The organism is Streptomyces sp. MMS24-W38 (assembly GCF_059889265.1).
In genome coordinates, this window is the sequence record NZ_JCBCPP010000001.1 from 4,614,827 (window position 1) to 4,627,160 (window position 12,334).

A 12,334-nucleotide genomic window follows, 5' to 3' on the forward strand; every position below is an offset into this window, starting at 1 on the left:
GGGATGTCGGGTGTGGCGGGGCTGCCGGTCAGCCGTCGCGCAGCGCCCGCTTCATGATCTTCCCCATGTCGTTGCGGGGGAGCGCGGCGAGGTGGTGCAGCACCCGGGGGCGTTTGTGCGGGGCCAGACGGCGGGCGACGTGGTCGGCCAACTCCTCGAGGGAGGGCGGTGCCTGGGGGGCGGCGGGGACGATCCACGCCACGATCCGCTCGCCCAGGTCGGGGTCCGGCTCCCCGGTCACCGCCGCCTCCCGGACCCCGGGGTGTTCCAGCAGCGCGTTCTCGATCTCCCCGGCGCCGATCTTGTAGCCCCCGCTCTTGATCAGGTCGGTGGCCTTGCGGCCGACGATCCGGACGTAGCCGTCGGCGTCGCGCACCGCCATGTCACCGGTGCGGAACCAGCCGTCGGCGGTGAAGGCGTCCGCGGTGGCGTCCGGCCGGTTCAGGTACTCGGTGAACAGGTTCGAGCCGCGCACCTGGATCTCGCCCACGGTCTCCCCGTCGTACGCCGTCACCGGCGTCCCGTCCTCCTCCACCAGTCGCAGCTCCACGCCCGGCAGCGGCACGCCCACCGTGCCGGGGCGGGCCTCGCCGTCCGCGCGGACGCTGGTGTTCATCAGTGTCTCGGTCATGCCGTACCGCTCGACGACGCGGCGCCCGGTCGCCGCCGCGATCCGCTCGTGGTCGTGCACGGGCAGCGCCGCCGACCCCGACACCAGCAGCCGTGCCCCGGCCAGGGCCTTGACCAGCTCCGGCTCGGTGGGCAGCGCCTCCGCGACACGGTGGTACATCGTCGGCACCCCGAACAGCATGGTCGCGCCGCCGCTCAGCTCACGGGTCACCCCCTCGGTGCTGAACCTGCCGAGGTGACGCACCGAGCCGCCGCGGCGCAGCGGGCCCAGGACGCCCAGGACCAGCCCGTGCACGTGGAACAGCGGCAGCCCGTGCACCAGGACGTCGTCGCCGGTCCACTGCCAGGCGTCGGCGAGCGCGTCCAGGGTCGAGGCGATCGCGCGGCGGGGGATGACGGCGCCCTTGGGCGGGCCGGTGGTGCCGGAGGTGTAGACGACCAGGGCCGGGTCCTCGTCCCGCCCCCGGTCCTCGGGGAGGGGACGCTCGCCCGGGACCCGGTCGGCCGGGTCGACGTCCAGGCGGGGCAGGCCGTCCAGCGGGGCGGGGAGGTCCTCGCCGGGGGCGGCGAGGACCAGGTCCGGGGCACTGTCGGACAGGATGTGGCCGAGCTCCTTCGTGCCCGACCGGGGGTTCAGGGGCACCACGGTCACCCCGGCGAGCAGCGCCGCGGTGACCGCGACCGCCGTCTCCAGCGTCGGCGTCGCCCAGACGGCGACCCGCCGTGCCTCTTGTACGCTGCCGGCCACCGCGCCGGCCGCGGCGGCGAGTTCCCCGTACGTCAGTGAGCGCTCGCCGAACCGCAGGGCGGGCCGGCCGGCGGCCGGGGCGTAGGTCAGGGCCGGGAAGAGAGGGGACACGTGTCGTACTCCTTAACCGTTCGGCTGCGCGGCCGTCGTTCCGGTTCTCGTTCCCCGGCACACCGCGACCACGATTCCTCCGTACATCATCAACCGGACCGACGGTCGGACAGGTCCTGGGGGGACGTTTCGCGGAAGGTACGGGAGTCGTCGTTCACCGGGGGCGCTTCGGGGCGGCGGCCGTCCGGGAGGAACAGCACCGAGTTGACGTAGCGCGGGCCCCTCAGCGGGCCGTAGGGCAGGACGCGGCGGAGCAGGCCGTGCGAGGCGACGTGGGAGGTCCTGGCCTGGTGGGGGCCTCCAGCGGGAAGCGGGCCAGCGGGACCCAGGAGCCGGCGGGCAGCCCCCAGCCGTCGTAGCCCAGCAGGGACAGGTACGTCACCACGGGTGCGATCGGCTGGATGCGGGACTCCAGCTCCACGAACAGGGCCGGGCGGTCGCGGGCCAGGACGCCGGTGGCGCCGCGCAGCACCGCCGACTCGCTGCCGTCCACGTCGATCTTGATGAAGCCGACGTCCTTCAGGCCCAGTTCGTCCAGCGTGACGCAGGTGACGTCCAGGGCGTGGCCGTGGATCTCCCGGCGGACCAGGGACGACACGCCCGGTCGCCCCCGTCGTCCGGCGGGAGCCACAGCCGGGCGACGCCGAAGCGGTCCGAGGCGGCGGCACGGATCACGCGGACGTTCGGCGGGGAGCATGCGGTGAGCAGCCGGGCCAGGTGAGGGACCGGTTCGACGGTCACCACGCGGCGGGCGCGCCGGGTCGGCCGGTGCGTCCAGGGGCCGTACCAGCCACCGACGTCCACGGCGGTGCCGCAGTCCGGTGGGCACAGCTCGGCGAGCCGGGCCAGTTCGGGCTCGAAGCGGGGGTACACGGCGCGGGCCGCGGCGGCCACCGCCCGGGTGGGCAGGAACGGCGCCACGCGCGCCGCGAGAGTGGTCCGCGTGGTTCGAGGCCGGTCGTTCCGGCCGTTCGTGTGTGTCACGGGGTCGCTCCCGGGGCGCCGGGAAGTCCGGTGTGGTCTGCGGACATGTGGCGGTTCGACATGTGGCCCTCGGACATACGGGCCAGCAGTCGCTCGTGTTCCTCGTCCGAGACCTGCTCGCCGGAGGACGGGAGCAACTGTGGGATGCCGTCGAGGACCGGACAGCGGCGGCGCAGGCGCGGGTTGTAGAGAGCCTCCTCGAGGCCGCCGTCCCCGGTCGCGGAGGCGGCGGTGGTGAGCAGGTGCAGCGGGCCCTTGTCGAGCGGGCAGGCCAGAATCCTCGGCAGCGGGTCGTCGGGCTTCACGGTGGCGTCAACTCCTCGGTGACGGTGGGAGATCGGGGGGTGGTGTCGTGCTTCGGCATGGCCAGCAGTACGGCGACCGCGAGCACCGTGCCCGCCACGCGCAGGGCCAGCCGGATTGGCTCGTCGGGGAGTTCCTCGCCGAACGACAGCGTGCCGAGCACCGCCGTGTACAGGCACGTCACGGTCGTGCACACCGGCACGATCAGCGAGGCCCGGCAGCGCTGGAGCGCCGCCTGCGACAGCACCAGGCCGAACGCGCCGGTGAACAGCAGCAGATACGGGTAGGGGGGGAGCGCAGCAGACCGAGCAGCGCGTCGCCGATGCCGCCGGCCGTCAGATGGCCCGACACCCCCTTGACGGCGAGCGAGCTGACCCCGTGGAGCAGGCCGACGGCGACCCCGTACTCGACGCCGGTGGTCGGCATCCGGTGCCGGCGCCGGGCGCGGCGCTCGGCGGACCGGTAGAGCCACACCCCGGCCACCAGCGACGGCACGCACACCGGCAGGATCAGCCGGTACGGCGCGTCCCGGCCGACGGTGCCGGCGCCCGCGCCGCCCTCCTTCAGCGACAGCACCACCATCAGCAGTGCGAGCAGGATGGCGGCCAGCACGTACCGCTCCCGGCCGGTGGTCCGCTCGCCGAGCAGCCGTGCCAACAGCATCACCAGGAGCACCAGGCCGGTGATCCGAGGTGAGGGGGCGTCACCGCCGGGACCGGCCGTCGGCCCGAGCCGGAGTGGGAGGCCGTCTCCGAGGACGTACTGCACGGCCTGAGCCTGGACGAGCTGGTCGAGGAACATCTGGCCGGGCGGGTGCGGGCGCTGGACGCGGCCTGGCAGCTGATGGCCGAACGTCTGGAGGAGGCCGGGCAGGACGCGAAGCTCAGCTTCGAGGTGAAGCCCAACGGCCGGTTGAAGCTGAACGTCGACCGGCTCGGTGCGCTCGGCGAGAGTGAGTCGTTGAAGTGGCTGCGCAAGACCACCGCGAAGATGCTCCCGAAGATCGACCTGCCGGACCTGCTGTTCGAGGTCGATTCCTGGACCGGATTCCTGGACGCCTTCGTGCACCTCGGGGACGGCCGCACCCGCATGGAGAACCTGAAGACCTCCTTGGTCGCGCTGTTGGTGAGCGAGGCGTGCAACATCGGCTATACCCCCGTCATCGATGCAGGCGACGAGGCGCTCACCCGGGCCCGGCTGGTCCACGTCGACCAGTACTACCTGCGCGCCGACACCATCGCTGCGGCGAACGCGAAATTGATCGAGGCCCAGGGGCGGGTGCCGATCGTGGAGCACTGGGGCGAGGGTCTGCTCGCGTCCGTCGACGGGCTGCGGTTCGTGGTGCCGAAGCGGACCATCAAGGCCGGGCCGTCGCCGAAGTATTACCACTTCAAACGCGGAATCACATGGCTGAATGCCGTAAATGACCAGGTTGCGGGTATCGGGCAGATGGTCGTGCCGGGCACCCCGCGCGACTCCCTGCACATCCTGGACACCCTGCTGAACCTGGACGCGGGGGTGAAGCCGGACATGGTGGCCACCGACAACGCCTCCTATTTAGTTACCTGGACACCTCAGCCTCCGTTGGGGGTTGGGGGCGGCCGTCGAGGCCGTCGGGTGCGATGGCTGCGGAGGTGTCCGTGCGAGTTCAGCAGCGGTGTCTGGAAGACGGCTCGACCATTGTCGAGCTGCTCGACGAGGACGGAGTACCGGTCGAGGTCGTTGCGGGGTTCCTGCGGTTCCTCGGCGCCCGGGACTGTTCGCCCAACACGCTCGTCTCGTACGCCTACGACCTCCGGCACCTGTGGAGGTTCTTCGAGAGCCGGGAGCTGAGCTGGGAGCGCTTCGGTCCGCCGGACGCGATCGCGCTGCTGGAGTACCTGCGGTCAGTGCCGTCCCGCCGTCCACGCCGCCGGATGACGCTGTCGGTGGTGACGATGGATGCCGACGGCCCGGCGACCAAGCTCGCGGCGAGCACGGTGAACCGGATCCTGGCCGCGGTGTCCTCGTTCTACGAGTACGCGATCCTGGCCGGGCTGCTGGAGCGGGCCAACCCGATCGAGAAACGCCCGGACCCCGCGTTGCAGCGCGTCTCCGACCGGCACCGCCCGTTCATGGGCCGAGCCAGCCGACAGCGTCCCGTCCGCCGGGCGGTACGCGTGAAGACCGTTCAGCGGGTGCCCCGCCCCCTGGACGACGAGCAGATCCAGTTGCTGCTCGCGCAGCTTCGAGGATTGCGCGACCGGGCGATCGTGCTGCTGATGCTCCACGGCGGGCTGCGGCCCGGCGAGGTCCTCGGCCTGCACCTCGACGACCTGGCCTACGGGCGGCGGCGCGTGGTGGTCCGGCATCGTGACGACCATCCCAAGGGCGCCCGGTCGAAGTCCCGCCAGGAGCGGGTCGTGGACCTGCACGAGGCGGAAACCCTGGCCACCGTCAGTGCCTACGTGATGAACGAACGGCCGCAGGACGCCGACAGCCGACTGGTGTTCCTGATCGGCGGCCGCGGCACCCGACGTCTGGAGCCGCTCGGCTACGACGGGCTGGTGCGGATGTTCTCCCGGGCCTGCGCCCGGGCCGGCATCCGCGAGCCCTGGGTGACCCCGCATGCCCTGCGCCACACTCACGCGACCCGCATGTGGGAGGGCGGGATGCGGGAGCTGACGCTGCAGAAGCGACTCGGTCACGCATCGCCGGAATCGACACGTCTCTACACCCGGGTCTCCGACCCTGCCGTCGTCGCCGACTACCACCAGGCCCTGGACGCCCTGGGCAAGCCGCGCAAGGCCACCTCATGAGGGGCGGCCCGACCTCCACCGCGGCCATGGCCGCCACCCCGGACCCGGTCCGCCGACAGCGTCCCCGGCACTGCCCCGACCGTGAGTACGTGAGCTTCGTCCGTGGCCAGGACGGCTTCAACCACCACTATCTCAACGCCAAGTTGCGCTACTACCGGGCCTTTCGCGAACGGTGGCCGGACCTGGCCGCGTGGTTCGCCGGGCCGCTGGTCGAGCGGGTGGGCCGGCTGCCCGGCGAGTCCTTCCACCGTCCCTCCTTCCCCGCCTCGCACAAGGCCCGGCCCTACCTGACCTATCTCGGCCTGCGCGGATACGCGACGTTCGACTACCGGTGGATGTTCGCCGTCGGCCAGCTGCGCGTCCACGACCAGGCCGCGCTCGCCGGGATCGACCTGGGCACCGCGGCGCTGGTCGAGGAGGCGATCGCGCTCGGCTACAGCGGCCCGGCGGCGAGGCAGGCGATGCATTGGTCGGTGGCCCGGATCGTGCTCCGCAACGGCCTGGCCGGCGTCGCCGATATCACCGGCGCGCATGTCGCCGAGGTCCTGGAAGCGATCCGTCTCTTCCCCCAGGACCCGGAGTTCGCGGCCTTCTACCCATCGGCCGAACAGTTCTACGTGGGGCCGGCGAAGTGCTGGATCACGCACCTACACCAGCTGGAGGTGGTGCTCTTCCACCGCGGCCAGGTCGCCGCTCAGCCGCGCAAGCTGATGCCGTCGTGGAAGGCGTCCCTGGCACTGCCGCCCCGGATGCTGGCCGTCGCGGAGAAGTGGCTCGCGGCCCGCAGGCTGACCGACGCGCCCTCGACGGTGGACAAGCTGGAACTCGCGGTGCGGGCCTTCGGACAGTGGCTCGGCGAGCACCACCCCGGCATCATCACCTTCGCCGACGTCACCCGCGAGCACTGCCTGGACTGGATCGGCCACATCGCCGAGGCGCCGACGCAGACGACGGGCAAACCGCTGGGGGTCATGTCGCGGATTCAGCGGATCTCCGGGCTGTCGCAGTTCTTCCGGGACACCGCGCTCTGGCAGTACGACGACGTGCCCGGCCACATGCTCATCGGTGCCGGCGATGCACCGAAGTACCCGCAGAAGGTGCCGCGGTTCATCCCCGAGCAGGACCTCGACCGGCTGATGCCCGCCATCGACGCGATCGCCTGCCCGTTCCAGCGGGCCGCCCTGCTGGTCGCCCGCTGGTCCGGAGCCCGCCGCACCGAGATCCAGCGCCTTCCGATCGACTGCCTGGACCGCTATCCCGACGGCACCCCGCGACTCCGCCTGTCCGGCCGCAAGACCTACAAGGAGCGCGTCGTCCCCCTGCACGAAGACGCCGCCGAGGCCCTGCAGAGGGTCATCGACCTGCGCAGACACGCACCGGAGCGGCCGTTCACCGACGAGCGCACCGGCGAGGAGATCCGCTACCTATTCATGAGTCACGGCAAGCTGCTGTCGACCTACTACCTGTTCGAGACCCCGATCCAGGACGCCTGCAAGGCCGTTGGCCTGGTCCGCCCCGGCGGCCGCGACGGCACCGGCCGGGGCACCGTCTCGGCCCACCGCTTCCGTCACACCGTCGGCACCCAGCTCGCCGAACGCGGCGCGAAGCTCCACACCATCATGAAGGTCCTCGGACACACCTCCGTGAGCATGGCCCTCGTCTACGCGCAGATCAGCGATCAGGAAGTCCTGCGCGACTACCAGGCCGTGCTCGGCCCCGGCGCCACCATCGCTGGCCCGGCCGCCGACGAACTGCGCAACGGCACGCTGCCGGACGCGTCGGTCGACTGGCTCAAGACCAACTTCTTCAAGACCGAGCTCGAACTCGGCCGCTGTCTCCGGCTCCCCGCCGAAGGCCCCTGCGAATGCGACCTCTACCTGACCTGCGCGAAGTTCGTCACCACACCCGAATACGCACCACGACTGCGAGCACGGCGCGAGGTCGAGCTGACCCTCGCCCGCGACGCGGCCGAACACGGCTGGGACCGCGAGGTCGAACGCCACCGCTGCACCAGCGAACGCATCGAAAGACTCCTGGCCGACCTCGGCCAACCGGTCAACGAACCGCACGACACACCAGAGACATGATCAACTTGAACTGTCCACATAAATTCCGACATGGTGTTCGGCCTGTTCCCCCTGCTCGGCTACAACTTCTCGCCCCGCTTCCGCGACCTCGCCGATCAGCGGTTCTGGCGAGCGGAGATGCCCGGCGTGGACACCGGTGGGTACGGGCCGCTGGAGCCGTTGGCCTGCAACAAGGTGAACCTGAACAAGGTGATCACGCACTGGCCGGACATGCTCCGGGTGGTCGGCTCCCTGGTCACTGGCCAAGTGCGGGCGTACGACCTGCTGCGGATGTTCGGCCGCGAGGGACGCCCCACCCCGCTGGGCACCGCGTTCGCCGAGTACGGACGGATCGCCAAGCCCCTGCACCTGCTGCGCGTGGTCGACCCGGTCGACGACACCTACCGGCGGCAGATGAACCGGCAGCTCACCGTGCAGGAGTCCCGCCACAAGCTCGCCCGGGACATCTGCCACGGCAAGCGCGGACAGATCATGCAGGCGTACAGGACGGGGCAGGAGGACCAACTCGGCGCGCTCGGCCTAGCCCTCAATGCCGCCGTGCTGTGGACGACCCGCTATCTGGACGCCGCCGTCGAGGAGTTGCGGGCGCTGCCAGCTGAGGAGCGCGAGCACGACGTCCTGGACCAGGACGTCGCCCGCTTCTCCCCGCTCAAGCACGCCAATCTCAACGTGCTCGGCCGCTACAGCTTCACCGCCTCCACCCCGGCCGCCGGCGCCCTGCGCCCGCTGCGCAACCCAGACGCGCCGGAACTGGACGAGGACGACGACGGACGCGACGACTGAGCCCAGCACCTGCCCAGGACACGAGTCAGGTGCCGACGCAGAGCCGGGGCGCAGGTTGATCGCTTGCGTCACTCCGGTGCATTGGCTGGTCAACGGCGGCATGAAAAGATCTGGAAGAAAGTTGTCGTCGGATGTCGAGGGCCCGTTTCCTGCTCCGACTGAGGGGTGACAGCGTGCCGACGGGGCGCGCAGGACCGAGGAGACACCCGAGATGAAGTACGTCGCGATGATCTACGGCAACCAGGCCAAGTGGGACTCCTTCCCGGCCGAGGCGTGGCCGGAGGCGATCGCCAAGCAGGAGGCGTTCAACAAGAAGTACCGCGAAAGCGGTGAACTGCTGGGAGCCTACGGCCTGGCGGACGCGGCCAACGCCCAGCTCGTGCGCCGCAAGGACGGCGCCCCGGCGATCACCGACGGCCCGTACCTGGAGACCAAGGAGTACATCGCCAGCTTCTACATGCTGGACTGCGACAGCCTGGAGCGGGCGCAGGAGATCGCCGCGGACATGCCGTTCGCCGATGTGGAGCCGGTAGAGCTGTGGCCGGTGCTGCACGAGTCCGCGACGGACATGTGACCGCCGTGCGCCATGCCGCCGAGGACCTGCTGCGCGAGCTGGCGCCGCAGGTCCTCGGTGCGCTCGTACGCCGCTACGGCATGTTCGACGTGTGCGAGGACGCGGTCCAGGAAGCGCTGCTGGCCGCCGCCCTGCAGTGGCCCGAGACGGGGGTGCCGGACAACCCCCGGGGCTGGCTGGTCACCGTCGCCTCCCGCAAGCTGGTCGACCAGATCCGCAGCGAGCGCGCGCGGCGCCGCCGTGAGGACACCCTCGCCCTGGCCACCCCGCAAGCCGAGCTGCTGAGCCATGCCGCCGACGCCGTGCCCTCCACGGACCGGGACGACTCGCTGGCTCTGCTGTTCCTGTGCTGCCACCCCGCGCTGTCCCCGGCCAGCCGGATCGCGCTGACTCTGCGCGCGGTCGGCGGTCTGACCACCACGCAGATCGCCGCGGCCTTCCTGGTCCCCGAGGCGACCATGGCCCAACGCATCAGTCGCGCCAAGCAGACCATCAAGGCGTCCGGCACCTTACTGGCCATGCCGGAAGGGGCCGACTTCGCCGAGCGGCTGGCCGAGGTGCGGCATGTGCTCTACCTCGTCTTCAACGAGGGCTACACCACCACCGGCAGCGCCGACCTGACCGCGCCGGAACTGTCCACCGAGGCAATCCGCATCACCCGGCTGCTGCACCGCCTGGTGCCCAACGACACCGAGACCGCCGGCCTCCTCGCGCTGATGCTGCTGACCGACGCTCGCCGCCCAGCCCGCACCGGCCGGTCCGGGGAACTGGTGCCGCTGGCCGAACAGGACCGCAGCCGGTGGGACCGCCTGCTCATCGCCGAGGGCGTCGGTCTGATCAGCCGGACCTTGCCCTGCGGCCAGGTCGGCCCTTACCAACTGCAGGCGGCCATCGCGGCCGTGCACGACGAGGCCGGGAACACCGACGCCACCGACTGGCCCCAGATTCTCGCCCTGTACGACCTCCTACAGCAGTTCGGACCGAACCCGATGGTCAGCCTCAACCGCGCCGTCGCCGTGGCCATGGTCCACGGCCCGACCGCCGGCCTCGACCTGCTGGCGGAGCTGGAGACCGACAAACGCCTGACGCGTCACCACCGGCTGCTCGCCACACGTGCCCACCTGCTGGAGCTGCTGGGCGAACGGGAGGCCGCTGCACGTTCCTATCGTGAGGCCGCCCGCCGCACCACCAGTGCCCCCGAACGCCGCCATCTCACCGATCGCGCCCACCGGCTGGAGAACCCGGCTTGGCCTGGACCGAGCGCACCGTGGTACGCGACGGCGTCCGAATCTCCTGCCGAGAATGGCTCGCACCGCGGGCAGGATCGCCCGTCCTCCTGCTGCACGGATTGGCAGGGCAGGCAGGCGAATGGGACACCGTCGCTCAGGACCTGAGTACCCGCCACCGGGTCATCGCCGTCGACCAGCGCGGCCACGGCGCCAGTGAACGCCACCCGCGCGATGTCTCCCGGGCTGCGTACGTCGGTGATGTCGTCGCTGTGGTTCATCAGCTCGAACTGCACCAGCCTGCCCTGGTCGGCCAGTCGCTGGGCGGCCACACCGCCTTGCTCACAGCCGCCAGGCACCCTCACCTCATCCGCGCGATCTTCCTGGTCGAGGCCGGCCCCGGAGGCCCGAATCCGAAGGTCCAGGCAGAGATCGGTGGGTGGCTCGACTCCTGGCCCATGCCGTTCCCCTCTCGTGAAGCCGCTGTCGCGTTCCATGGCGGTGGGCCGGTCGGTGAAGGCTGGGCCGCAGGTCTGGAGGAACGCGGCGACGGGTGGTGGCCTCGCTTCGACCGGGACGTGATGGTCGCTTCCCTGGCGGAAAACGCCCGGCGTTCCTTCTGGGACGAGTGGGCGCGCATCACGTGCCCGACCTTGGTCGTGCTGGCGCAGTCCGGCATCATCCCGCCTGAAGAGATCCGTGCCGTGCTCGCCCGCCAACCGCAGACGGCGGCCGTCAGCATTCCCGGGACGGGACATGACCTGCACCTGGAACAACCCGCCGTCCTTCGCGAGCTGCTTCAGAAATTCCTCGAAGAGGACGCCGGGCGTCCCACCCACGGACAGACCTGACCCGGACACCGCAGGGCCCGGCCGGAGTGTCGGCAAACGATCGTTTGACGACAGGCCACCGACGTGTCCAATGAACCCGTGCAATCCGGGGGTTCGAGGCGGCTCGGATCCAATCAGATCCGTTGGTGATTGATGACAGGGTTTGACGACAGGTAGGGTCCGATCCTCCGTGTGTAAGGGGCCCTTCGGCGGCGAACCTGGTCTACAAGCGGGTCTCGACCGACCAGCAGTCGACCGCCCGGCAGAACCTCGTCCTGGACGAGGCCGGGATCGAGGACCCGGTCGTCTTCGAGGAGGACCCGGGTACCTCCAGCCGCCTCCACCCGCTCCAGCGGCCGAAGTTCCGCGAGCTGCTGAACTACGGGCGGCCGGGCGACACCGTGCACATCTCCGAGATGTTCCGCCTGGTGCGCGGCACCGGGCACATCCTCGACGTGCTCGACGTCCTCCACCGCGACCGTCTCGCCCTGCGTATCCACGACGGCGCGTTCTCCGCGATGGACCTCACCGCCCGGCACCCGCGCACCGGCGAGCTGCTGTCCACCGTGAAGTTCACGGTGCAGACCCTCGCGGCCGCCGGCGAACTCCAGCGTGACCTCCAGCGCGAGCTGACCTACGACGGGCTGCGCGCCGCCGAGGCCAAGGGCAGCAAGGGCGGGCGCCGCCCCGCCGTGGCGGCCGCGAAGACCGCCGACGTACGCACTGCGTACCTGGAAGGCCGGTCCATCGCCGCCCTCGCCCGCGACCACGGCGTCAGCCGCGGCGCCATCCGCACGGCCGTCGCCGACCTCCTGCCCGAGCACACCGCCGTCGAGGAGGACTCCCCGGCGCCGGAGCTGCCGGTCACCCTCGACATGCCGGGCAAGGTCGCCGACTTCCTCCGCAGCACCGAGCTGGAGCCAGCCGAACGGGATGCGCTCGACCAAGGGACGACCGTCCGGCGTGGCCAGGGCTACACCATGCGCGTGACGGCCGTCCCTGCCGTGCACCGACAGCTCCTTGCCCGCTGCCGGCCGCTCGACGGCGGCCAGGGTGTCTTCGCGGTCCCGGCCCAGCGCAAGGCCCGCCGTGAGTACGAGAACCGCGTCAGCACCCTCACACCGACCGGACCATGATCGTTCTCAGCGCCAACGGCTGTACCGATGTTCCCCGAGGCCGATGTCCCGGGTGGGGCTCCGGCAGGGCGCCGGGCACCGCGGGCCATTGCCCGGGGTGGTCCGGATGGCTAGCCTGTGTTCG

Annotated in this window: 8 protein-coding genes and 4 pseudogenes; 8 read left to right on the forward strand and 4 right to left on the reverse strand. The window is 71.0% G+C overall.

The features are described 5' to 3' along the window. Positions 1 to 28: 28 nt before the first annotated feature. The 4 genes and pseudogenes from AC6F7H_RS19925 to AC6F7H_RS19940 all read right to left on the reverse strand — a co-directional run. On the reverse strand, positions 29 to 1,489 hold the full coding sequence (locus tag AC6F7H_RS19925) for an acyl-CoA synthetase (protein WP_500758287.1): 1,461 nt from the start codon (positions 1,487 to 1,489) through the stop codon (positions 29 to 31). 89 nt (positions 1,490 to 1,578) lie between these two features. Beyond that, positions 1,579 to 2,383 (reverse strand): annotated as a pseudogene (locus AC6F7H_RS19930) (FkbM family methyltransferase). A gap of 86 nt (positions 2,384 to 2,469) precedes the next feature. Continuing rightward, complete coding sequence (locus AC6F7H_RS19935; RefSeq protein WP_500758288.1) at positions 2,470 to 2,778, reverse strand: Trm112 family protein; 309 nt, start codon at positions 2,776 to 2,778, stop codon at positions 2,470 to 2,472. Further along, positions 2,775 to 3,463 (reverse strand): annotated as a pseudogene (locus AC6F7H_RS19940) (hypothetical protein); the annotation flags it as partial. The pseudogene AC6F7H_RS19940 and the gene AC6F7H_RS19935, both read right to left, overlap by 4 nt. A 45-nt stretch (positions 3,464 to 3,508) precedes the next feature. On the opposite strand from AC6F7H_RS19940, the pseudogene AC6F7H_RS19945 reads away from it, so the two are divergent. From AC6F7H_RS19945 to AC6F7H_RS19980, 8 genes and pseudogenes are all read left to right on the forward strand, one after another. Next, positions 3,509 to 4,333 (forward strand): annotated as a pseudogene (locus AC6F7H_RS19945) (Tn3 family transposase); the annotation flags it as partial. An 83-nt stretch (positions 4,334 to 4,416) separates the two neighbouring features. Beyond that, positions 4,417 to 5,574 carry a tyrosine-type recombinase/integrase gene (locus AC6F7H_RS19950; RefSeq protein ID WP_500758289.1) on the forward strand — a complete coding sequence of 386 codons (1,158 nt, stop codon included), beginning with the start codon at positions 4,417 to 4,419 and terminating at the stop codon, positions 5,572 to 5,574. Positions 5,575 to 5,663: 89 nt separating this feature from the next. Continuing rightward, the gene (locus tag AC6F7H_RS19955; protein ID WP_500758290.1) at positions 5,664 to 7,661 is read left to right on the forward strand and encodes a tyrosine-type recombinase/integrase; all 1,998 of its coding nucleotides are present in this window, start codon (positions 5,664 to 5,666) and stop codon (positions 7,659 to 7,661) included. Positions 7,662 to 7,685: 24 nt separating this feature from the next. After that, positions 7,686 to 8,444: pseudogene (locus tag AC6F7H_RS19960) on the forward strand (Tn3 family transposase); the annotation flags it as partial. Positions 8,445 to 8,655: 211 nt separating this feature from the next. Then, positions 8,656 to 9,018 carry a YciI family protein gene (locus tag AC6F7H_RS19965; protein WP_500758291.1) on the forward strand — a complete coding sequence of 121 codons (363 nt, stop codon included), beginning with the start codon at positions 8,656 to 8,658 and terminating at the stop codon, positions 9,016 to 9,018. Between the two features lie 5 nt (positions 9,019 to 9,023). Further along, positions 9,024 to 10,412 (forward strand): RNA polymerase sigma factor, encoded by a 1,389-nt coding sequence (locus tag AC6F7H_RS19970; protein WP_500758292.1) that lies wholly within the window; start codon positions 9,024 to 9,026, stop codon positions 10,410 to 10,412. Then, positions 10,307 to 11,095, forward strand: coding sequence for an alpha/beta fold hydrolase (locus tag AC6F7H_RS19975; RefSeq protein ID WP_500761949.1), 789 nt, complete (start codon positions 10,307 to 10,309; stop codon positions 11,093 to 11,095). The genes AC6F7H_RS19970 and AC6F7H_RS19975 overlap by 106 nt, the downstream gene beginning before the upstream one ends. A 197-nt stretch (positions 11,096 to 11,292) precedes the next feature. After that, positions 11,293 to 12,210, forward strand: coding sequence for a recombinase family protein (locus AC6F7H_RS19980; RefSeq protein WP_500761951.1), 918 nt, complete (start codon positions 11,293 to 11,295; stop codon positions 12,208 to 12,210). Positions 12,211 to 12,334 lie beyond the last annotated feature (124 nt).